A 21,937-nucleotide genomic window follows, 5' to 3' on the forward strand; every position below is an offset into this window, starting at 1 on the left:
TTTTCCGCGGCACACGTGATTGTCAAGCGATTGGGCTTGACTTAGAGGCTGGCGCGGTGGATGGCAGACGCATCACCCTCGATGGTGACCTCCGCGGCGTCGCGGCCGTAGGTCCACAGGATGAGCTCGCCCACCGTGCCAGACACACGAACGACGGCGCCGCCGTTGGCCGCCACGCCGTGCTTATCCGCGACGAGGATGCGCGGGTAGCCCGCCGCGAAAAGCGCGACCGGCTGCGCAGACTTGGAGAGCATACGCTTGGCGAGCATGCCCAGAGTCGAATACATCTCGTCGCTGACCGCGTCCGAGAAATCCCGCGGCGTAGTCTGCCCATTGGCGCGGCGCACATCTTCCAAGTGAATGTAGTGCTCCGCGAAATTCACCTTCGAGTCGGCGTAACGCAAAGGATTGTACTTTGAGGCTCCCCTCCCCCACGCGTCCACAAGCTCATCGAAGTCGCGCCCCTTGGCCTGCGCCATGGCGTTGTCGAGGCGACCAGCGAGTGCCGGCACGAACATGCCTGCGGCGGCATCGGGGCGGTTCTCGCGCACCCACAGGTGTGCGGCGAGATCGCGCGTGGTCCATCCTTCGCACAGCGTGGGGGCATCCGGACCAAGTTCATGGAAGAGCGCCACCAAGCGGGCGCGTTCAGCAGACGAAAAAGACATGAGCCCCAGCATAGTCGCGCACTACCCACGCGAACGCGCCTCACGCACACTCACCGAATCTGTACAGGAATTCGGCGTAACTTCACAGTTCTGTGAAAACGCCGAGCGCCCCAGCCGGGCTGCGGCTGGGGCGCTGTGCGCGGTGTCGCTTAGAGCGATTCGAGGGACGCGTGGACCTCGTCATCATCGGCGACGACGTTGCCCGACGCGGTCGGGACGATGGTCGGCAGGATGACCGGCTCGCGCTTGTACTTGGACTCCATGAGCTTGGAGACCTTGCGACGCAGCTTCTGGACCATGCGGTAGGTGTCGTTTTCGCCTTCCGCGGCCAGATCGTTCATGGTGTTCTCCACGAGCTTGGCGACCTCCGGCACGAGGGCACGGTCGTCGTCGGAGAAGCCCGTCGTCGCGACGGTCGGGTGCTCCATGAGGCGCATCGTACGATTGTCGATGACGCAGGTGATGGAGACAACGCCGCCGGCACCGAGGTTGGTGCGGTCAGCCAGGGTGTCAGCGTCGACTTCGCCCATGGACACGCCGTCCACGTAGAGGTTACCGACCGGAATCTGGCCGACGACCTGCGCGCGGCCGTGGCGTAGCTCGACCACAACGCCGTTCTGTGCGAGAACCACGCGATCCTCCGGAACGCCGGTGGAGATAGCCAGCTGCTTGTTCGCACGCAGGTGGCGCCACTCGCCGTGGACCGGCATAGCGTTCTTCGGGCGTGCCGCGTTGTACAGGAAGAGCAGCTCGCCACCGTAGCCGTGACCCGAAGCGTGGACCTTGGCTTCCTTGTTGGTGATGACCTCAGCGCCGATCTGCGAGAGCATGTTCATGACACCGTAGACGGCTTCCTCGTTGCCCGGGATGAGCGAGGAGGAGAAGATGATCATGTCACCTGCGCGGACGGTGATCTGGCGGTGTTCACGGCGGGCCATGCGCGACAGCGCCGCCATCGGCTCGCCCTGCGTACCTGTCGTGATGAGCAGGACCTTGTGCGGGGCCATCTTTGCGGCCTCATCAATCGGGATGATGGTGCCGCGCGGAACCTTGAGGAAGCCGAGCTTCTCCGCGATTTCCATGTTGCGCATCATCGAGCGACCGTTGAAGGCGACCTTGCGGCCGGCGTAGACGGCGGCATCGATAGCAGCCTGCACGCGGTAGACGTTCGAAGCGAAGGACGCGATGATAACGCGCTGCTTCGCGCCCGAGACCAGGCGACGGAAGGTCGCCGGGATGTCGCCCTCAGAGGCCGAAACGCCCGGGATGTTCGCGTTCGTCGAGTCACAGAGCATGAGGTCCACGCCCTCGTCGCCGTAGCGGGACAGCGCCGGCAGGTCGGTGGGACGGCCGTCGAGCGGCGTCTGGTCCATCTTGATGTCACCCGTGTGGATGATGTTGCCAGCCGGGGTGCCAAGCATGATGCCCAGCGCGTCCGGGATGGAGTGGTTGACGGCCCAGAAGCGCAGGCGGAACGGGCCGTAGTTGAGATCCGACTTCTCGTTGACCTCAACGAACTTCGGCTTCTGGCGGTGCTCCTTGCACTTCGCGGCGATGAGCGCGATGGTAAAGCGCGAAGCGATGATCGGCAGATCTGGGCGCAGCTTGAGCAGCCACGGGATCGCACCAATGTGGTCCTCGTGCGCGTGGGTCACGACCAGAGCCTTGACCTTCTTGAGCTTCTTCTCAATCGGGCCGAAGTCCGGCAGGATGAGGTCGACGCCCGGCTCGCCCGAGGACGGGAAGAGGACGCCCGAGTCGATGATGAGGATGTCATCGCCGTACTCGAAGACCGTCATGTTGCGGCCGATTTCGGAAATGCCGCCCAGCGCGTAGAGACGCAGTGCGTCCTTCGGCTGCTTCGGCGGTTCCGGCAGGCGCTGGGTCAGGTCGGCGCCCTGCATCGACTTCGGCACGTTGCGGCGACCGCGGCCATTATTCTTGCCGCCATTGTTGCCGCCGCGACCACGGCCACGGCCACGGTTGTTGCCGCCGTGGTTTTGGTCGCCACCGTTGTCATTGCCGTTATTGTTGTTATTGCCGTTGTTGCCACGGTTGTTTCCGCCGCGGCCACGGCCGCCACGGGAACCGCGCGAGCGGCGGCGGCCGTTGCCCTCGTCGTCGTTGGAGGACGACGAGTGAGCCTCGTTGGAGGCGTTGTTATTCGCCGCAGAAGCCTGCTCGGAGGGAGCCTGGAAAACCGGCGAAGCCGCCTCGTTCGAGGCCGCTTCGTTGGTTTCTGCCGGCGGGCCCGCCTTGCGGGTCACCTTCCGGGCACGTTTTTGGGGTTCAGTCATTCTTAAAGGACTCCAGCCTTTTCCATATCTAGGCGCAGAGCAGCAATCTCGTCCTCATTCGCTCCGAGGACCGGAAGACGCGGCTCTCCGCAATCAATGCCCTGCAGTCGCAGGGCCGCTTTTGCCATGGTTGCTCCACCCAGACGCGCCTGTGCGTGAATGAGCGGGGTCAAGATCTCGGCGTTAATCTCGCGCGCACGCGCCAGATCGCCGGCTTCAAACGAAGTATAAAGTTCTGCGAGAGCCTGCGGCGCGGCGTGGCCGACGACGGAGATAAAGCCCGATGCACCCAGGGCGACCCAGGGCAGGTTGAGCGGATCATCGCCGGAGTACCAGGCCAAACTGGTCTCTCGCATGAGTTCGGCGCCAAGTCCAAGGTTGCCCTTGGCGTCCTTGACGGCACGGATGGTGGGTAGCTCCGCCAAGCGACGCAGAGTATCTGCCTCGATGGCGATGCCAGAGCGGCCAGGGATGTCATAGACGCAGATCGGAGTATCCGTTGCATCCGCGATAGCAGCAAAGTGGCGGTAGACGCCCTCCTGGGAGGGCTTGGAGTAGTACGGTGCCACGACGAGGAGACTGTCAACGCCTACCTCAGTGGCGGCGCGTGCCATCTCGATGGACACGGCCGTGTTATTCGTACCGACGCCCGCGCAGATCTTCGCGCGGTCGCCAACCTCGGCCTTGACGGCCTTGAGCAGGTCTACCTTCTCCGCCGGCGTCGTCGTCGGCGATTCGCCCGTCGTTCCTGAGATGACCAGCTGGTCAATCCCGCTATCGACGAGATGAGCGGCAAGGCGTCGCGCGCCCGGCAGATCGAGGTTGCCATCCCCGTCAAACGGGGTGACCATAGCAACTCCGACGCGTCCGAACGTCTCAACGCCATTCTTTGCTGTCATACCTGTGCTCATGGGGTACAAGGTTACCCGCTCATGGCCCTCATGTGGACATCGGGCCGCGAGTGGCGTCTAAATCCGATCCGCCAGCCCACGCTCACGCGAACGGGCTCGACGCCATCTCCGTCCCATCCGGCAGCTGCGTGATGTGGAAGTCGTCAAAGAGCGTCGGCGCCTGCTCGCGCAGAATCTTCAGGCATTCCACTGCAACGGCCCGCAGCTCCGAGTCAGCATGCTCCGTCGCCCGCGCGCCAATAAACTGGCGCCATGCCCGGTAATTGCCGGTGACCACAATCCGCGACTCAGTCGCGTTAGGCAGCACCGCGCGCGCGGCTTGGCGGGCCTGTTTCTTACGCAGCAACGCATTGGGCTCGTCCTCGAGCTTGTCCTCGAGCGCGCGCAGCAGCTCCTCGTAGACGAAGCGCGTTTCGTCCACGGCCTGCAGCATCAACCGCGTGAGCTCCGGATCCGCTGCCACCAAGTTCGGCAGCACAACCTCCGCTTCCTCCGAGTGGACGAAGCGCTGGCTCAACTGGCTAAACGAGAAGTGACGGTGGCGCACCAGCTCGTGCGAGGCCGAACGCGAAATGCCCCGGATGTAGAGCGTCGCCGTGGCGTGCTCGAGCAACGCATCGTGGCCGACCTCCATGATGTGGTGAAGGTACGTCTCGTTTGTCGCCGTGCGCGGATTGGGCTTATCGAAGGACTCGTAACATGCGCGTCCCGCGAACTCGACCAACGCCTCCGCGTCCGTGGCGGAGTCATCCGGCGCCCAGGACACATCGGCTGGCGCGTGGAATGCCGTGGCCGCGATGAGCTGGACGTCGAGCTTCTTTTCTTTCGCCATTACAGATCCAGGTAGTTATCGAGGCCCACCACGAGACCCGGGTGCTCCGCGATATTGCGCACGCCCACGAGCACGCCCGGGGTAAACGAGGAACGGTCGTAGGAATCCTGGCGGATGGTGAGCGACTGGCCCTGGGCACCGAAGATGACTTCCTCATGCGCGACCATGCCACGCATGCGCACCGCATGCACCGGCACGCCGTCGACGTCCGCACCGCGGGCGCCCTCCAAGGACTGCTCCGTAGCGTCCGGCATGGCGCCCAACCCGGCCTCCTTGCGTGCCGCAGCAATGCCCTGCGCGGTGTGGATGGCCGTGCCCGACGGTGCGTCGAGCTTCGTCGGGTGGTGGAACTCGATGACCTCGGCGGTCTCGAAGAACTTCGCAGCCTGCTTTGCCAGCGTCATGGTAAGCACGGCCGAAATGGCGAAGTTCGGCGCGATGAGCACGTGACCCGCCCCCTCGGCCTTAGTCCACTCCTCCACCTTGGCCAAACGCTCAGCATCAAAACCAGTCGTACCAACCACGGCGTGGATGCCATGCTCGACCACGAACTTGAGGTTATCCATCACCACGCCCGGCTGCGTGAAGTCCACGACAACCTCCGCGCCGTTATCCACGAGCTCCTGCAGCGGGGTGTCGCGGTCAATCTCCGCCACGAGCTCCAGGTCGTCCGCTGCGTTCACACCCTCTACGATGGCTTGCCCGACGCGCCCCTTCGCGCCCAAAACCCCGACCTTGATTGTCATGTGCGACCTCCATACAACGCATTACGGCTACTTTTACTCGTTTCGCCATCCTACTCGTCTCGCACGCGCTCGCTTTTATAACGCCACCAGTCCCACCGCGAGGGCGCCACCGACCGCCCCAGCAAAAGCTAAAGGGACAAACCGGAGCACGAACCGGCGACCCCACACGCCCCATTGCAGGGCCACCAGCTTGAGATCCACCATCGGTCCCACTGTGAGAAACACCAGTTGCGCAACCGGACTGACTCCCACGAACGAGGCTGCAATGAAAGCATCCGCCTCAGAGCACACGCTCATGATGATGGCCAGCATCGCCATCGCAGCAATCGCCAGGAGGGGTTGGCCTGCCAGCGTTTCCAGCCACTGTGCGGGTAGGAGCACCTTCAATGTCGCTGCGATCATCGCGCCGAGCACGAGGCAGCCACCCGCGGAAGCGAAGTCGTCCACGATGTGTCCCGCAACGTGCCGCCATCGGTGCTCGCCTGGGACACGGTGATGCTCATGGCTGCCATGACGGGAGTTTTCGGCGACTGTAACGCCCACGCGTTGCCAAGCCCAGCCCACGATGCTCGCCGCAACCAGGCCCGCTGCGAGACGCGCCCACGCCATCGCAGGCGCATCGGGGAAAGCTACGGCCGTCGCGACGAGCACCACAGGGTTGATAGCGGGGCTGGCCAGCATAAACGCCAAGGCTCCACTCGCAGGCACGCCCCGGCGCATGAGCGTTGCGGCCACTGGCACCGCGGAACACTCGCAGCCAGGCAAGATAACCCCGGCCGCGGCCATCCCCGGCACCCCAGCGCGCCCGGCGCGCAGGAATACCGAATCCGGGACAAGCACAGCCAGCACCGCAGAAACAACCACGCCCGCAACAAGGAACGGTGCGGCTTGGAAGACAATGGCGACCAGAAGCGTGGCCCAAGCGTCGAGCGCGCCGTGCAGACGTAACGGTCCCCCAACCCCAAGCTGCAAAGCCACGCCTAGGGCACAAATGACGACAGACCACACGCCGATCTGCCGCAGGCGCGCGCTAGTTTCAACAAGCTCCGGATCAACGTGGTGCGGGACTCTAGTGCTCATACGGATCCTCCGGCACCCCAATAGCGGAGATGTCGCGAGAAGCTGCCACGGCTAGCACCGGTTCTTGGCCCGGACTCACTGCGCCGGTCACCTCATACCAGGCGTCCTCGCTCAGCGCGGCGTTGGTATCCAGCCGCACCGAATAGGCCATGGCATCGGCCGCACAGCAAGAAATGGTGAAGCGGGTCAGGCGCCATCCGTCCTCCGCACGCACGGCGAACCCGCGCACCGTTACCTTTTTGCCAGCAATGTTCTCCGGCTCCAAGTGTGCGCGCACGTTCAACTCACGGATTCCCGCGGTCTCCCCCAGCGGAGCGAACGCAGATTTCCCGCGCAACTCTGAGGCCGCAGGCTGCCGGGCGCCTGCGTGATTCTGAGCGACCGTCGAGCCCAACTGATGCGGCTGCGCGAGCCACACCAGCGCCAGAGGAACGAGCAACAACCATGCCATGCGCGGCACGGGCCGATCCGCCCGCGCAACTATCGCCGCTCCGAAAAGCACCACACCGGCTGCAATGAGGAGCCAGCTAAACCGTGGCGCAAGGTAACGGGCCACGTCTCCGACTGCGACCAGCCACACCAGCCCTAGAGCGAACACGCCCACGAGCACCACGCCACATTGCCGCACTCGCACCTCACCCATACTTCTACGCCGTTATTGAAACCGCCCTACTATAACCCGCTTTCCGCCTAGACTGGAAGACATGAGTACCACACGCCACTTCCGTTACTCCGCTCTCCTCGCGCTGCCGTTAATCGTGGCTGGCTGCTCAAGCACCGAGCCTTCCGATGCCCCCGCCTCCTCCCCCGCAGCAACCTCCAGCTCGGGAACCACTAGTGCAGCAACGTCCAGTACCGAATCCAGCGCCCTGGCATCGAGTCCGGAGTCGCCCACCACGAGCACCGATCCCGAAGACACCGCCGGTTCCGCACCCGCCGGTTTCCTCGGCACCCCGTCGCTCGCGGACCAGCCGCTCACGCAAGCCGAAGGCGCCGAACTCGTCCCCGTCGCCGTGCGCGTCGGCTCGCACGAGGGCTACGACCGGGTCGTCATCGAATTCACCGGCCCCGGAAAGCCTGGCTGGTACACGCAGTACACCAACTCCCCCGCAGCCCAGGCCTCCGGCAAGCCCGTCGCCTACGACGGGGCCACCGCCCTCGTCCTCGGTATCGAAGGCACCCCGTGGCCGTCTACGCCGCAGCTCCAGCAGCAGTACGCCGAGTTCACCACCTACCCCGGCGCAGGCGCCGTCACCGGAGTCAACTTCGTCAACGCCTTTGAGGCGCAGTCTCAATTCGTCATCGGCCTCGACCGCCAGCTGCCCTACTCCGTGACCTTCCTCGAGGGCCCGCCGCGCGTCGTCGTCGACTTCCAGACCTCCTAGCCCCGCGCGCCTGGATTTCAGAACAACAAAGCCCCAGATTGAACTGCGCCCCGTTGTCCTGAAAACCGCGAACGGCCCGCACGGAACGAATCCGTGCGGGCCGTGTGAGCGTCAAGCGCTCATCCGATGAGGACTAGTCCTCCTCGACCGGGACGAGGGAGATCTTGCCGCGGTTGTCGATGTCCGCGATCTCGACCTGAATCTTGTCGCCGACATTGACGACGTCCTCGACGCGCTCGATGCGCTCGTCGCCGCCCAGCTTGGAGATGTGGATAAGACCGTCGCGGCCCGGCGTGAGCGAGACGAAAGCACCGAAGGCGACCGTCTTCACGACGGTGCCGAGGAAGCGCTCGCCGACCTTGGGAAGCTGCGGGTTGGCGATGGAATTGATGCGCTCGATGGCGGCATCGGCAGCCTCGCCCGTGGTGGCGGAGACGTACACGGTGCCGTCTTCTTCGATGGAGACGTCCGCGCCGGTTTCCTCAGTGATGGCGTTGATGGTCTTGCCCTTCGGGCCGATGAGCTCGCCAATCTTGTTCATCGGGATCTTCACGGACGTGATCTTCGGGGCCAGGCCGGACATCTCGTCCGGACCCTCGATGACCTCAGCCATGGTGTCCAGGATGGTGGCGCGGGCATCACGTGCCTGTTCCAGAGCCTGCGCCAGGACCTTAGACGGAATGCCGTCCAGCTTGGTGTCGAGCTGCAGCGCGGTAATGAACTCGGAGGTACCGGCGACCTTGAAGTCCATGTCGCCGAATGCATCCTCGGCGCCGAGGATATCGGTGAGCGCGACGAACTTCTCCTTGCCGTCGACCTCGCCGGAGACGAGGCCCATGGCAATACCGGCGACCGGAGCCTTGAGCGGCACGCCCGCGTTGTACAGGGACAGCGTAGAGGCACAGACAGACCCCATGGAGGTCGAACCGTTGGAGCCGAGAGCCTCAGAGACCTGGCGGATGGCGTACGGGAAGTCCTCACGGGACGGGATAACCGGGAGCAGGGCGCGCTCGGCAAGCGCACCGTGGCCGATCTCGCGGCGCTTCGGGGAGCCGACGCGGCCGGTCTCACCGGTGGAGTACGGCGGGAAGTTGTAGTGGTGGATGTAGCGCTTGGAATCGACCGGGGTGAGCGAGTCGATTTGCTGCTCCATCTTGAGCATGTCCAGGGTGGTCACACCGAGGATCTGGGTCTCACCGCGCTCGAAGAGCGAGGAACCGTGGGCGCGCGGAACGAGGTCGACCTCGACGCCCAGGTCGCGGATGTCGGTGACACCGCGGCCGTCGATACGGAAACCCTCAGCCAGAATCTTGGAACGGACGATCTGCTTCATCACGGCGTTATACGCAGCGCGAATCTGCTTGGAGGCATCCTCCAACTCCGCGAAGCGGTCGAGGAGATCCTCCTCGATGTCTTCCATGTACTCGTTGGTCGCGTCGTCGCGGTCCTGCTTGCCTGGGATGGTGAGCAGCTCGCCCAGCTTCTTGGAGGCCTGCTTTTCCACGGCCTTGAACACGTCATCGGTGTACGGCGGGAAGAGCGGGAACTCCTGGGTTTCCTTTGCGGCGCGCTCGGCCAGGCCAGCCTGTGCCTCACACAGCGTGCGGATGAACGGCTTAGCGGCCTCGAGGCCCTCGGCCACGGTGGACTCCTGCGGTGCCGGGGCACCGTCCTTGATGCGCTCGGCGACGTTCTCGCCAGCACCTGCCTCGACCATCATGATGGCGACGTCGTCCTTGCGGCCCTTCTTCACGATGCGGCCGGCGACGACCATCTCGAAGAGAGCTCGCTCGTGCTGCTCGGCGTTCGGGAAGGCGACCCACTGGCCCTTCGGGTGCTTATCATCGGCGATGAGCGCCATGCGTACGCCGCCCACGGCGCCGGAGACCGGCAGGCCGGAGAGCTGCGTCGCAGCAGACGCGCCGTTGATGGCGACGACGTCGTAGTACTCGTCCGGGTCCATGGACATGACGGTGATGACGACCTGGACCTCGTTGCGCAGGCCCTTGACGAAGGTCGGGCGCAGCGGGCGGTCGATAAGGCGGCAGGCCAGGATGGCCTCGGTGGAGGGACGACCCTCGCGGCGGAAGAAGGAGCCCGGGATCTTGCCCGCGGCGTACATGCGCTCCTCGACGTCGACCGTCAGCGGGAAGAAGTCAAAGCCCTCGCGCGGCTGGTTCGACGCGGTGGTCGTGGCCAGCAGCATGGTGTCGTCATCCAGGTAAGTGGTGACGGAGCCGTCCGCCTGACGGGCCAGCTGGCCGGTCTCGAAGCGGATGGTGCGGGTACCGAAGTCCCCATTGTCGATGGTGGCAATCGCCTCGGTGATGCCAAATTCCTCATCAACGTTAAATTCAACAGCGTTCTTAGCGCTCAAAGTTTTCTACTCCTTGTAGCCCGGCGATCATCGGTGCCGCCGGTTGAAAAATCGTTGGGTTTTCTACAACGAGTAGCGATTTTAGCAGCTTTCCTGGGATTATGTCGAACATCACGCTCCCTGACTCGCGGTACAGGCTTAGGCTTAAACCATGGTCATGTTCGTGTTGTGGTCGCTGCCCACGCTGGTGTTTCTTCTTCTCCGGCGCCAGCCCGTGACCGTCGGACTCGGGCGGCCGCAGGCGCACGGCTGGACGTGGGCCGGCATCCTGCTGCTCGTGTTGCTGGTGCTGAGCTACCTCGTGTTGTTGCCTGTGCCGGCGGAGGTTGTCGCCCAGACCACGACTGCAACAACGGCAATGGGATTCCTCGCGATGGCGCTGCGCGCGGTGGGCGAAGAAATCTTCTTCCGCGGTTTCCTACAAGGAATTATCACCCAACGCTGGAATGCCGGCGCGGGAATTACAGTGCAGGGTCTCCTCTTCGGCCTCATCCACCTACCGCTGGCCATGATGGATGTCGCCCTCATCCCGCTCTTTGTTGTGCAGATTGCCACCGGCTTCGCCCAGGGTTGGCTGCGCGAGAAAAGCGCTTCTTTATGGCCCGGCGCCGCCGTGCACGCTGCCATCAACATCCTCACGGCAATGCTCCTCGTGTAGCCCACGCGCGGGACTAGGCGAACGGGTCGCGCCCTCCCAGCTTCATGTCGAAGCGCGCATAGTCCTCAAGCGACGCAAAGTGGCGCGCATAGAGGTCCACGTCTCCCTCGACCGTGCCGTAGAGTGCAGGCGCGACATCCACGATGTGGCGCATGACGATCGTGGGATGCTCTGCCGATTCTTGGCTACGCGCCAGCGCCATGACCTTCGCGCGCGCCTCATCGTCGTCTGTGGCACGGACGAGGACAATATCTTCGCGGAAATACGACGGCGCGCTGGGCTCTACCGATTCAAGTTCAAAAACGACAATGCCGATATACGGTTCCATGGTGCCAAGCTACCGTCTCAGGGGCCGCGATACCTGCTTCGTGATCACGACGGCCCTAGAAAGCAACACACCCCGTCCGAAGACGGGGTGTGAAAGCAACCGGAAGGCTTAGCGACGCAGGCCCAGGCGGGCGATCAGGTCACGGTAGCGGTCGATGTTGGTGGCAGCCAGGTACTTCAGCAGGCCACGACGACGACCAACCATCAGCAGCAGACCACGACGGGAGTGGTGATCGTGCTTGTGGGTCTTCAGGTGCTCGGTCAGAGTGTTGATGCGGGAGGTGAGCAGAGCAATCTGCGCCTCCGGAGAGCCAGTGTCGGTCTCGTGCAGGCCGTACTCCTTGAGGATTTCGGCCTTCTTCTCAGTGGTCAATGCCATGAGTATTACTCCTCGTTTTATTTCAGTCCGCATGAAATGTCGCGCCGCGAAAGGCGCGCCTGCAACTGCTGCGAACCGCAGTACACAGACTTCGGAAGATATTACAGGTCAGCGCTGGATTTACCAAAAAGCTCGGCCATACGTGCCATGAGGTCGTCGACGAAGCGGTCGATATCCACACCGACTGCCGCGCGCGAGGTGACCTCCGTGTGGAAGCGGGCCGGGTCTCCCGTGGTGCGGCCTTCGTGAGTGCACATCATGTTGATGGGCAGCCAGTCGATGAGGCTCGGGGTTAAGGCGGTCGCGACGGCGAGCGGATCATGCAGGCCACAGCCGCCCAGCTCCGGCTCAGACTGCGCGTAGGCGTCGATGTAGTAGTCGAACATGTCGGCGTAGATGTCCCCTACCAGGGTTCCACGCCACTGCGCGGTGTGCTTCTTCGTGAGCACGGTGCGCGTCGTGACATCGAGACCCACCATGGACACGTTCGTACCGGTACGCAGCAGGAAGTCCGTTGCCGCGGGGTCTTGGATGACATTGGCCTCGGCCAGCGGCGTGACGTTGCCGGGGACGGTGAGGGCTCCGCCCATAAAGACCACGGGGGCATCGGCAAGCTCGGGTGCCTCACGCATCGCCGCGGCGATGGTGGTCGACGGTCCCGTGGGAATGATGGTGAGATCCGCGCCGTGGGTGCGGTAGGCCTCGATGAGGAAGTCGACCGCATCGGTGGTGATGGTCTGCTCCGGGGCGGCGGGCAAGGCGACGTTGCCCACACCGTTCGAGCCATGAATGAACGAGGATATCTCGAGGACCTCGAAGCCGGGCTTCTGCGGGCCCGGGATGACAGGAATCTCGGGGTGTCCCAGCAGCTCGAGGAGCGCGCGAGAGTTGGCGACGCCCTGCTCGACGTCGACATTGCCGTAGGTACCCGTCACCGCCAGTAGCTCGGCCTCGCCGCGCTCGTGGGCGGAAATCGCATAAGCCAACGCGAGCGCGTCATCAATACCGGTGTCGAGGTCAAGTATAAGCTTCATTTAATCCTCCATGAGGAAGTACTGGTCGGGGGTCCAGCCACGGGCGGCGGCATCGGCAGCCAAGGCAACGCGCGCGGCGGCGACGTCTCGGTGCATATTCTCCAGCAGCTCGTCCACGGAGTTGAACTTCACCATGTCCCGCAGGTGAGCGACGAATTCGACGGTGGCCTCGTGGCCGTAGAGATCAGCCTCGCGGTCGAGTACGAAGGACTCGATGGAGCGCTCCTCGTCGCCGAAGGTGGGGTTCGTACCCACGGAAATCGCGGCGGCGTAGGCGCGGCCCGGTTCCATGTTGCCGTCCACACGCGCGGCGGTCGGGTCGATGGAGAACCAGCCTGCGTAGACGCCGTCAGCAGGCAGCGCGTGCGTATCCGGGAAATACTGGTTGGCGGTGGGGAAACCAAGTTCCTTGCCGCCGCGGCCGGCACCGCGGACGACAGGGCCGTTAACACTAAACGCGCGGCCGAGCGCCCAGTTGGCGTGCTCCACGTTGCCTTCGGCAAGCTGAGAGCGCACGTAGGTCGAGCAGATATCCACGTCGTCGTCGCTGAGCAGCGGAATGACGGTGACGTCGAATCCTTGTATCTTTCCTAACGCAGTGAGCAGTTCCGGCGTGCCGGCGGCGTTCGCGCCGAACGAGAAATTCTGGCCCACGACCACACCGCGGGCGTGGAGGGCGTCGACGAGGAGCCGGTCCACGTACGCCTCTGGGCTCAGGCCGGCGAGTTCTTTGGTGAAGTCGATAACGAGGACGCCGTCGACGCCGTAGCTCTCCAGCAAACGCAGGCGCTCCTCAAGGGTCGTCACGGCCAGCGGCGCGCGCTCCGGCAGGAAGACCGACACGGGATGCGGGTCGAAGGTGACGACGACGGCCGAGCGGCCCTCGGCGTGGGCACGTTCCACGGCGGCATCGATAAGCAGCCGGTGGCCGCGGTGTACGCCGTCGAAAACGCCGATGGTCACGATGCTGCCGTGCGAGCACTCGACCTCGCTGAGTCCATACCAAATATCCACGCGCACCATGTTAGTTCACGCGTGCCCCGTCGCTTAGACTAGCGGACATGACTGATGCACTCGCCACCTCCGGCCTCGTTGTCGTTGACAAGCCCGCGGGCATGACCTCCCACGATGTCGTGGGGCGTCTGCGCAGGTTCTTCCACACGAAGAAGGTGGGCCACGCGGGCACGTTGGATCCCATGGCGACGGGAGTGCTCGTCCTGGGCCTCGAGCGCGGCACGAAGTTCCTCGCGCACATGGTCGCCTCCACGAAGGCCTATGACGCCACCATCCGCCTGGGCCAAGCGACCTCCACGGATGACGCGGAGGGCGAGACCGTCTCTTCTGCGGACCCGTCCGCGCTTTCCGATGCCGCCATCACCGACGGCGTCGCCGCGCTCACCGGAGACATCATGCAAAAGCCCGCGGCAGTCTCCGCTATCAAGATCGACGGCAAGCGTGCCTACGAACGCGTCCGCGCCGGCGAAGACGTCGAGATTCCCGCGCGTCCTGTAACGATTTCTCGCTTCGACATCCTGGAGATTCGCCGGGGATCGTTTGTAGACGTCGACGTCCACGTGGAGTGCTCCTCGGGTACGTATATCCGCTCGCTGGCCCGCGACCTCGGCGAAGCACTCGGCGTGGGCGGGCACCTCACGGCCCTGCGGCGAACCGAGGTCGGGCCTTTTACCTTGGCCGACGCACGCACGCTGGAGGAACTGGAAGAATCCCCTACCTTGTCGCTGTCTCTCGACGAGGCGCTGGCGCGCTCCTATCCGGTCCTCGACGTCACGGAAGAAGAAGCGGCGGCGCTGGCCATGGGCAAATGGCTCGAGCCGCGGGGCTTGAAAGGCGTGCACGCGGCCGTGGACCCGTCCGGCAGGTCCGTTGCGCTCATCAAGGAGAAGGGCAAGCGCCTCGCGACGGTCTTCGTGGCGCGGCCGTCGACGCTCTAAGTCGAAGTATGAATGAGTCACGGATTTTCTTGCCGAAAACCCATGACTCATTCACGTTTGAACCCGCACGCGAAGTGTCAGAGGGTATGCGGCACCACGGTCGAGACGATGACGTAGCCGTCGCGGATGACCCAGCGGCCCTCGATGAAAGGCACGGGCGTGGGGCGCGCCAAGATATAGGAGATGAGCGTGCCGTCCGCGCGCAACGAGATTTCCGCTTGGTCGAAGTCGAGCCAGCGCTGCGTCATGGGAAACCACGCCTTGTACGTGGCCTCCTTCGCGCAGAAAAGCAAGCGGTCCGGGCAGGTCACGCCGGCGGCGACGAGCTTGGACATTTGGGGCACCTCGCTGGCCCGGGCGATGGCGTCGAAGACGCCTTCGGGGAGGACATCGGCAGGCTCGGCGTCGATGCCAATCGACCGGACGGAGGAATAGGGTGCCGCAACGGCTGCGCGAAAGCCCTGGGTGTGGGTAATGGAGCCCACGAAACCGTCCGGGAAGAGCGGCATGCCGCGTTCCCCTCTTAAGACGGGCCCCGTCGCGCCGAGCTCGGAGAGGGCTTGGTGGGCGCACCAGCGGGCGTCGCCGAATTCGGCCTTGCGCACGTCCACGGCTTGGCTAACCAGGGTGCGCTCGAGGGGATCGAGGCCGTCATAGTTTAAAAGGTCGGGTTCCGAGGTGCGCACGTAGCAAAAGCGCGCGGAGTCAGGGAAGAGCACGTTATCGATCATGAGCCCATCACCTTGTACGGCCAGACCTGTCCGTCGCGGCTTTGCCATTCGCGCGGGTAGCCCAGGGAAACCTCGGCGTGCGTGACGCCGTCGATCTCCTCGACCACCGGGATGTGGAGGTGACCGTAGATGACCTGCTGCGCGTGGTAGCGGTTCGGCCACGCGCGGGTATGGCGGGTGCCGCACCACAGGGCGACCTCGGGATAGCGCATGCGCTGCGTGGGCTCTTGGACGAGCGGCCAGTGGTTAATGAGAATCGTGGGCCCGTCGATCCGGGACAAGCGCTTAATCGAGTACGCGAGGCGGTCCCAGCACCACGCGCGGATGTCAACGAAGGGGGCGATGGCCACCTCGTCGGTCATCATGATGCCCTTCTCTTCCGCCGCGGAGACGGCGTCCTCGGCCGAGACACCCGGCGTGCGGAAGCTGTAATCGTAGAGCGTAAAGAGCGGGACGATGGTCACCCCGTGGAAGACGGGGTACGGGTCCTCTGGCGTAATGACGCCCAGGCGGCGGCAGCCGGCCACGAGCTTGGCGTACTTCGCGCGGCCGCGGAAGCGGTCCTGGCTGCGGGCAAAAAGCTCGTGGTTGCCAGGAACCCAGATGACGGTGGCATAGCGCGACGCCAGCTCGCCGAGGATCTCCAAAATGAGGTCAGTGCGCTCCGCAACATCGCCAGCGACGATGAGCCAATCACTTGGATCGGAAGGCTGCAGCGCCTCGATGCGGGGCCGGTTTGCCTTGGCCGCCGCATGCAGATCGGACACGGCCCATAGGGTTGCCATCTACAGCTCCTTTCTGGCCCACTTCATTGACTTAAAACGATAAATCACGCCCACGGTGCGGAGGGCGATAAACGCCGCGAGTCCGGCCCACACGCCGGTAAGCCCCCAGTCCAGGGCATAGGCGAGGAAAACGCCGGGCAGATACCCCAGGATAACGGAGGCAAGGGTGAGCGTGCGCAGGAAGGCGGCATCGCCCGCGCCGAGCAGCACGCCGTCGAGTGCGAAGAGCACACCACCCGTGATGACCATGGCAACCATGACCCACCACGGTCGCGCAAGCGCGTCGAGCACCACGGAGTCCTGGGTGAAGATCCGCGGAATGAGGGAGGCACCCACCGCGAAGACGACCGCGAGTGCCACCGCGAAGCCTGCCGAGTAGCCCACAATCCGCTGCCCCACTCGCTTGGCGGAGTGACCAGCGCCGAGGGCCGCACCGATAAGCGTCTGCGCCGCGATGGCGAGCGAGTCGAGGACGAGTGTCAGGAAATTCCACAGCTGCGTCATAATCTGATGCGCGGCCAGGGGCGCCGTGCCGAAGCGTCCCACCACGGCCGTCGCGGAGAGCATCGCCACCTGGAACGCGAGCGACCGCACGATGAGGTCGCGGCCGAGCACCAATTGCTTGCCGATGACCCCTCGGTCCGGGCGCCAGTCCCCCTCATGTTCGCGGTGGAGCTCACGCAGGAAGCACGCGGCGATGATCCCCATGCCCAGCACGGTCGCCGCCGCGGAGCCGAGAACGCCCCAGAAGTGCACGAAGATGGGCACGGCGATGGCACCCGGGATGAGCCCGGCCAGGGTGAACAACAGCGGCTTGCGGGTATCTTGGACGCCGCGCATCCAGCCGTTGCCGGCCATTTCCACGAGGGTAAGCGGGATGGCGAGCGCCGCGAGGCGCAGCCACTCGGCGGCTAGGCGCGCGACTTCCTCGGAGCCCGTCATGAACCTGCCGATGCTCCCGGCGAAGACCCACATGAGGGCCATGAGGATCGCTCCCACGCCCAGGGCCACCCAGGTGGCCTGGACGCCCTCAGCGACGGCGGCCTGGCGGTCGCCACGGCCGTAGAAGCGGGCGGAGCGCGCCGTGGTGCCATAGGACAGGAAAGTCAGCTGGGTGGTGACGACCGATTGCACGGTCGCGGCGGCCCCCAGGGCCGCGAGCGCCGTGGCACCCAAGCGTCCCACGACGGCGGTGTCGAGGAGCAGGTAGAGCGGCATCGCGGCCAGCACGCCCAAGGCGGGCAGGGCTAGGCCGAAAATCCGTCGCGCGGAAACTGTCTCCTCGGTCATTCTTCGGCGAGCAGGGTGACGAGCTGGTTGATGATCTCCCCCTCGTCACCGTACGTGGTGTAGCCGGCGGCCGGCACGTGTCCGCCACCCCCGAGGCGGCCGGCGATCTCGGCGCAGTTGACCGTGGACGAGCGCAGGGAGACCGCCCACACGCCGCGGGACTGTTCCTTGAAAACGACGCCAATATCAGAACCGTCGAGCGCGCGGACGAAGTCGACGAGCGACTCCACGGAGCCCTCGGCCGAACCTTCAGCGAATTCGAGCGAGGCGACGAGGATGCCCAGGCGGTGCGGGCCCGCCGGCAAGATGCGCAGGCCAGAGAGCACGCGGCCGACCATCTGCAGGTCATCCGCATTCGTGGAGTCAATGAGGTCCACGGCGATCTGCTTGGTGTCGAGCCCGTATTGCATGTAGCGGTGGGCGTACATGTGCATGGCCGGACGGCCCCAGCGGAAGGAGCCGGTGTCCGTCATCAGGCCGGCGTAGAGGCCGTGCGCGATCTTCGTATCGAGCTGGACGGAGAGCAAGTCGAGCACGCGCGTCAATACGACCGTCGTGGACTCGCACTCATCGAGCACGAGGTTGATGGAGCCAAACCCTTTGTTCGAGGAGTGGTGGTCGATGCACACGAGGTTGTCGACCGTCGCCACGTCGTCTTCGAGCAGACCCGTGCGGTCGATGGCGCCGCAATCCACCGTGACGTAGACGTCATAGTTTTCCGGCAACGAGGAGGCGAGCTGAATGCGCTCGGAGCCCGGAATGGTGAGCAGGTTCTCCGAGACCGGGCGGCGCTGGCCGATGACGATGGTCGACTCCTTGCCCAACTGATCCAGGCCGAGGGCGAGTGCCGAGGCCGAACCGACGGCATCGGCATCCGGGCGCAGGTGTGTGATGATGCAGACGCGCTGCGCCGCCTTGAGGGCGTCAACAACCGCCTGGAATTGTGCTTCAGTTCCGGCCATCTACTCCTCCTCGCCCGACGTCTTGTACGGGTTCGCGTCGCCCGCTGGACGCGCGTTCTCCTTGAGCTTGGCCAGCTCCGCGTCGCGCTGACGAGCGCGCTCAAGCAGCTCCTCCATGTGCGCGGAGGCCTCCGGCACGGCATCGAACTCGAAACTCAGTGTGGGCGTAAAGCGCACGGAGAGCTGATCGCCCACGATCTTGCGCAACTGACCCTTGGCGCGGTGGAGCGCCTCGGCCGCCTGGTCCAGATCCGGCTCGGAGTTCAGGTCCTTGCCACGGACGGTGTAGTACACCGTGGCGTCGTGCAAATCGCCGGTGACGCGGGTGTCCGTGATGGTTACCAACTCGAGACGGCGGTCTTTAATCTGACGCTCGATGGCACTGGCGACGATCTCCTGAATGCGCTTGGCCATACGGGCCGCGCGGGCGTGATCAACCATGGCTACTCCTTCATGCTTACAGCTTGCCGCAGACGCGGCGTTCAACCAACCAAGTCTAGAGGACAAGCCCTCCCTCGCGCACCTAGCGGGGCGGGCACGCGAAAGCCCGCGTTTCCTCAATTCAGGAAACGCGGGCTCAGCGTCGAATTATTCCGGTATAGAACTCACGCGACTAGTCGCGCGGAACCTCGACCTCTTCGTAGGCCTGCAGGATGTCGCCCACCTGGATATCCGGGTAAGACAGGACAGCACCGCACTCGTAACCGGCGTTCATCTCGGTGACATCGTCCTTCTCGTGACGCAGAGACTCGATCTTCGCGTCGGAGGAAATGACGTTGCCATCGCGGACCAAGCGCACCTTGCCGTTGCGCTTGATCTTGCCCTCGGTGACCATAAGGCCGGCGATGGTACCCACCGCAGAGGACTTGAACAGCGCGCGGATCTCGGCCGCACCAGTGTCGCGCTCTTCGTAGATGGGCTTGAGCATGCCCTTGAGAGCCTGCTCAATCTCTTCGATGGCGCGGTAGATGATGGTGTAGTAACGGATGTCCACGCCTTCGGCGTTGGCCTCCTCCGTTGCCTTACCCTCAGCACGCACGTTGAACGCGATGATGATGGCGTCCGAGGCAGCCGCGAGCGAGACGTTGGTCTGCGTGACAGCACCGACACCGCGGTCGAGGATGTTGAGCTGGACCTCGTCGTCGATCTCCAGGTCGAGCAACGCGTCCTCGAGGGCTTCTACCGAACCGGCGTTGTCGCCCTTGAGAATGAGGTTGAGCGTGGAGGTCTCCTTGAGCACGGCATCCAGGTCTTCGAGAGAGACGCGCTTGCGGGACTTCGCCTGCAGAGCGGAACGCTTGCGGGCATCACGCTGCGCGGCAATCTGACGCGCGACACGGTCGTCCTCGACCACGAGCAGGTTGTCGCCCGCACCCGGCACGCCGTTGAGACCCTGGACCTGGACCGGGCACGACGGACCCGCCTCGTCCACGTCGTTGCCGAACTCGTCGAGCATGCGGCGCACACGGCCATGTGCGTCACCCACGACGATGGAATCACCGACGCGCAGCGTACCGCGCTGAACGATGACCGTCGCGACCGGGCCACGGCCACGGTCGAGGTGGGACTCGATAGCAACGCCCTGGGCGTCCATGTTCGGGTTCGCCGTGAGCTCGAGCGCCGCGTCCGCCGTAAGGATGACAGCCTCGAGCAGGTCCTCGATGTTCGTGCCGGCCTTCGCAGAGATGTCGACGAACATGGTGTCGCCGCCGTACTCCTCCGGGATGAGGCCGTACTCGGTGAGCTGGCCACGAATCTTGTCCGGCTGTGCCTCGGGCTTATCGACCTTGTTCACCGCAACGACGACCGGGATGTCCGCAGCCTTCGCATGGTTGATGGCCTCCACCGTCTGCGGCATAACGCCGTCATCGGCAGCGACAACGAGGATCGCCAAGTCCGTGGACTGGGCACCACGCGCACGCATGGCGGTAAACGCCTCGTGACCCGGGGTATCCAGGAACGTAATCGTGCGCGGGCCATCTTCGAGCTCCACCGTGGTCTGGTAGGCGCCGATGCCCTGGGTGATGCCGCCGGCCTCACCCTCGCGCTCGTGCGTCTTACGGATGGTGTCGAGCAAGCGGGTCTTACCGTGGTCGACGTGGCCCATGACCGTGACGACTGGGGGACGCTTCTCCTGGGCTTCCTCGCCGCCTTCGTCCTCGCCAAACTGGAGGTCGAAGGACTCGAGGAGCTCGCGGTCCTCGTCCTCCGGCGAGACGACCTGCACCTCGTAGTTGATCTCAGAGCCGAGCAGCTGCAGCGTGTCCTCGGAGACGGACGCCGTTGCGGTCACCATCTCGCCGAGGTTGAACAGAGCCTGGACGAGCGCTGCCGGATCGGCACCGATCTTCTCAGCGAAGTCAGCGAGCGACGCGCCGCGACGCAGGCGAACGACCTTGCCGCCGCCGTCGGGCAGGCGGACGCCGCCAACCTCGTGCTTCTGCTGCTCTTCGTACTCATGGCGCTTCTGACGCTTCGACTTCTTGCCGCGACGCGGAGCGCCACCCGGGCGTCCGAATGCACCCGCGGTGCCGCCGCGACGACCGCCGCGACCGCCGCCACCACGGAATCCGCCGCCACCAGCAGCGTGCTGGCCCGGACGGGAACCGCCGCGGCCGCGTCCGCCGCCACCGGCGTTGGAGGACTTGGACGGCATCGTAGCCGGATTCGGGTGCGCCGGCATCATGGCCGGGCTCGGACGACGACCGCCGCCCTGCTGGCCACCCGGACGACCCTGGCCGCCCTGCTGGCCGCGGTTCTGACCGCCACGGTTCTGGCCGCCCTGGCCACCGTGGCCACGACCTTCGCCGCCCTTACCTGCGCGCGGGCCCTTGGAGCCACCCGGACGCGGGCCCGGACGGTCGCTCGAACCCGTGGAGAACGGGTTATTCGCCACACGACGCGTGCCGCCCGGCTTCGGCATAGAACGCGGGGTCGGTGCGCCCGGCTTCGGGGCAGCGGACTGACCCGGCTTCGGGGCGCCCTGCGCCGGTTTCGACGCGGGCTGGCCCGGCTTAGCGGCGTTAGACTTCTCTGCACCCGGCTTGGGTGCGCCCGGCTTCGGTCCCGACTTCTCCGCGGGCTTGCCCGGCTTCGCCTGCGCAGACGGGGCCTGCTGGCCCGGCTTGGGGTTGCCAGCGCCCGGCTTCGGGGCAGCAGACTGTCCCGGCTTGGCAGCACCCGACTTGGGCGCGCCACCCTTCGCGGGCTGCTGGGCGTCATCCTTGGCGCCCTGCGGCTCGTAGAAGGCACGCATCTTCTTCACCACCGGCGGTTCGATGGTGGACGATGCGGTTTTAACGAACTCGCCCTGGTCCTTCAGGGTCGCGAGCAGTTCCTTGCTGGTTACTCCGAGCTCTTTCGCGAGCTCGTGAACGCGTAGCTTTCCGGCCACTTGTCTCCTCTTGGTTGTTACTTGAGGATGGCCGCGAAAGTGGCGGCCACCGTCAAGAGTTGTTGTTGACGACTTTCATCGCTGATGCTTCATCGTTGTGCGCTCATCAGTGTGGGGTCTTCCTTTATG

21 protein-coding genes are annotated in these 21,937 nt (G+C 64.8%); 3 read left to right on the forward strand and 18 right to left on the reverse strand.

Going from position 1 to position 21,937, the window contains the following annotated elements; all coding sequences use genetic code 11:
- Positions 1 to 41: 41 nt before the first annotated feature.
- The 7 genes from HMPREF0307_RS02665 to HMPREF0307_RS02695 form a co-directional block, all read right to left on the reverse strand.
- Positions 42 to 680, reverse strand: coding sequence for a TIGR03085 family metal-binding protein (locus HMPREF0307_RS02665; RefSeq protein ID WP_066486646.1), 639 nt, complete (start codon positions 678 to 680; stop codon positions 42 to 44).
- Between the two features lie 137 nt (positions 681 to 817).
- Positions 818 to 2,965 (reverse strand): ribonuclease J, encoded by a 2,148-nt coding sequence (locus HMPREF0307_RS02670; RefSeq protein WP_082723191.1) that lies wholly within the window; start codon positions 2,963 to 2,965, stop codon positions 818 to 820.
- Positions 2,966 to 2,967: 2 nt separating this feature from the next.
- Positions 2,968 to 3,876 carry a 4-hydroxy-tetrahydrodipicolinate synthase gene (dapA, locus tag HMPREF0307_RS02675; protein ID WP_066486648.1) on the reverse strand — a complete coding sequence of 303 codons (909 nt, stop codon included), beginning with the start codon at positions 3,874 to 3,876 and terminating at the stop codon, positions 2,968 to 2,970.
- A gap of 82 nt (positions 3,877 to 3,958) precedes the next feature.
- Complete coding sequence (gene thyX, locus HMPREF0307_RS02680) at positions 3,959 to 4,708, reverse strand: FAD-dependent thymidylate synthase (protein WP_066486650.1); 750 nt, start codon at positions 4,706 to 4,708, stop codon at positions 3,959 to 3,961.
- Positions 4,708 to 5,454, reverse strand: coding sequence for a 4-hydroxy-tetrahydrodipicolinate reductase (gene dapB / locus HMPREF0307_RS02685; protein WP_066486652.1), 747 nt, complete (start codon positions 5,452 to 5,454; stop codon positions 4,708 to 4,710). Before dapB ends, thyX begins: the two co-directional genes overlap by 1 nt.
- A 75-nt stretch (positions 5,455 to 5,529) precedes the next feature.
- Entirely contained in the window at positions 5,530 to 6,534 is a 1,005-nt protein-coding gene (locus HMPREF0307_RS02690) for a permease (protein WP_070539889.1), read from the reverse strand.
- The gene (locus tag HMPREF0307_RS02695; protein ID WP_168162239.1) at positions 6,524 to 7,138 is read right to left on the reverse strand and encodes a TIGR03943 family putative permease subunit; all 615 of its coding nucleotides are present in this window, start codon (positions 7,136 to 7,138) and stop codon (positions 6,524 to 6,526) included. Before HMPREF0307_RS02695 ends, HMPREF0307_RS02690 begins: the two co-directional genes overlap by 11 nt.
- Before the next feature lie 100 nt (positions 7,139 to 7,238).
- On the opposite strand from HMPREF0307_RS02695, the gene HMPREF0307_RS02700 reads away from it, so the two are divergent.
- The gene (locus HMPREF0307_RS02700) at positions 7,239 to 7,919 is read left to right on the forward strand and encodes an AMIN-like domain-containing (lipo)protein (RefSeq protein WP_066486663.1); all 681 of its coding nucleotides are present in this window, start codon (positions 7,239 to 7,241) and stop codon (positions 7,917 to 7,919) included.
- A 133-nt stretch (positions 7,920 to 8,052) separates the two neighbouring features.
- On the opposite strand, the gene HMPREF0307_RS02705 is transcribed toward HMPREF0307_RS02700, so the two are convergent.
- Positions 8,053 to 10,296 carry a polyribonucleotide nucleotidyltransferase gene (locus tag HMPREF0307_RS02705; RefSeq protein WP_066486665.1) on the reverse strand — a complete coding sequence of 748 codons (2,244 nt, stop codon included), beginning with the start codon at positions 10,294 to 10,296 and terminating at the stop codon, positions 8,053 to 8,055.
- A gap of 151 nt (positions 10,297 to 10,447) precedes the next feature.
- Between HMPREF0307_RS02705 and HMPREF0307_RS02710 the strand changes: the two genes are divergently transcribed.
- Positions 10,448 to 10,954, forward strand: coding sequence for a CPBP family intramembrane glutamic endopeptidase (locus HMPREF0307_RS02710; RefSeq protein ID WP_066486668.1), 507 nt, complete (start codon positions 10,448 to 10,450; stop codon positions 10,952 to 10,954).
- 13 nt (positions 10,955 to 10,967) lie between these two features.
- Here HMPREF0307_RS02710 and HMPREF0307_RS02715 read toward each other — a convergent pair whose 3' ends face one another.
- From HMPREF0307_RS02715 to HMPREF0307_RS02730, 4 genes are all read right to left on the reverse strand, one after another.
- Complete coding sequence (locus HMPREF0307_RS02715) at positions 10,968 to 11,282, reverse strand: DUF4288 domain-containing protein (RefSeq protein WP_066486671.1); 315 nt, start codon at positions 11,280 to 11,282, stop codon at positions 10,968 to 10,970.
- Between the two features lie 108 nt (positions 11,283 to 11,390).
- Positions 11,391 to 11,660 carry a 30S ribosomal protein S15 gene (rpsO, locus tag HMPREF0307_RS02720; protein WP_066486675.1) on the reverse strand — a complete coding sequence of 90 codons (270 nt, stop codon included), beginning with the start codon at positions 11,658 to 11,660 and terminating at the stop codon, positions 11,391 to 11,393.
- 101 nt (positions 11,661 to 11,761) lie between these two features.
- On the reverse strand, positions 11,762 to 12,694 hold the full coding sequence (locus HMPREF0307_RS02725) for a nucleoside hydrolase (protein WP_066486678.1): 933 nt from the start codon (positions 12,692 to 12,694) through the stop codon (positions 11,762 to 11,764).
- Positions 12,695 to 13,717, reverse strand: coding sequence for a bifunctional riboflavin kinase/FAD synthetase (locus HMPREF0307_RS02730; RefSeq protein ID WP_066486682.1), 1,023 nt, complete (start codon positions 13,715 to 13,717; stop codon positions 12,695 to 12,697).
- 38 nt (positions 13,718 to 13,755) lie between these two features.
- Between HMPREF0307_RS02730 and truB the strand changes: the two genes are divergently transcribed.
- Positions 13,756 to 14,646, forward strand: coding sequence for a tRNA pseudouridine(55) synthase TruB (gene truB, locus HMPREF0307_RS02735; protein ID WP_066486685.1), 891 nt, complete (start codon positions 13,756 to 13,758; stop codon positions 14,644 to 14,646).
- A gap of 77 nt (positions 14,647 to 14,723) precedes the next feature.
- Here truB and HMPREF0307_RS02740 read toward each other — a convergent pair whose 3' ends face one another.
- From HMPREF0307_RS02740 to infB, 6 genes are all read right to left on the reverse strand, one after another.
- Positions 14,724 to 15,377: a 4'-phosphopantetheinyl transferase family protein gene (locus tag HMPREF0307_RS02740; RefSeq protein ID WP_066486690.1), complete on the reverse strand. Its 654-nt coding sequence runs from the start codon at positions 15,375 to 15,377 to the stop codon at positions 14,724 to 14,726.
- Entirely contained in the window at positions 15,374 to 16,162 is a 789-nt protein-coding gene (locus HMPREF0307_RS13100; RefSeq protein WP_066486693.1) for a metallophosphoesterase family protein, read from the reverse strand. The genes HMPREF0307_RS02740 and HMPREF0307_RS13100 overlap by 4 nt, the downstream gene beginning before the upstream one ends.
- Positions 16,163 to 17,452 carry an MATE family efflux transporter gene (locus tag HMPREF0307_RS13105; protein WP_066486696.1) on the reverse strand — a complete coding sequence of 430 codons (1,290 nt, stop codon included), beginning with the start codon at positions 17,450 to 17,452 and terminating at the stop codon, positions 16,163 to 16,165.
- On the reverse strand, positions 17,449 to 18,414 hold the full coding sequence (locus tag HMPREF0307_RS02755) for a DHH family phosphoesterase (protein WP_066486699.1): 966 nt from the start codon (positions 18,412 to 18,414) through the stop codon (positions 17,449 to 17,451). Before HMPREF0307_RS02755 ends, HMPREF0307_RS13105 begins: the two co-directional genes overlap by 4 nt.
- Positions 18,415 to 18,855 carry a 30S ribosome-binding factor RbfA gene (gene rbfA / locus HMPREF0307_RS02760; protein ID WP_066486702.1) on the reverse strand — a complete coding sequence of 147 codons (441 nt, stop codon included), beginning with the start codon at positions 18,853 to 18,855 and terminating at the stop codon, positions 18,415 to 18,417. It abuts the gene before it with no gap.
- Between the two features lie 172 nt (positions 18,856 to 19,027).
- The gene (infB, locus tag HMPREF0307_RS02765) at positions 19,028 to 21,808 is read right to left on the reverse strand and encodes a translation initiation factor IF-2 (RefSeq protein WP_066486703.1); all 2,781 of its coding nucleotides are present in this window, start codon (positions 21,806 to 21,808) and stop codon (positions 19,028 to 19,030) included.
- Positions 21,809 to 21,937 lie beyond the last annotated feature (129 nt).

The organism is Corynebacterium sp. DNF00584 (assembly GCF_001552965.1).
Taxonomy (GTDB): domain Bacteria; phylum Actinomycetota; class Actinomycetes; order Mycobacteriales; family Mycobacteriaceae; genus Corynebacterium; species Corynebacterium phoceense.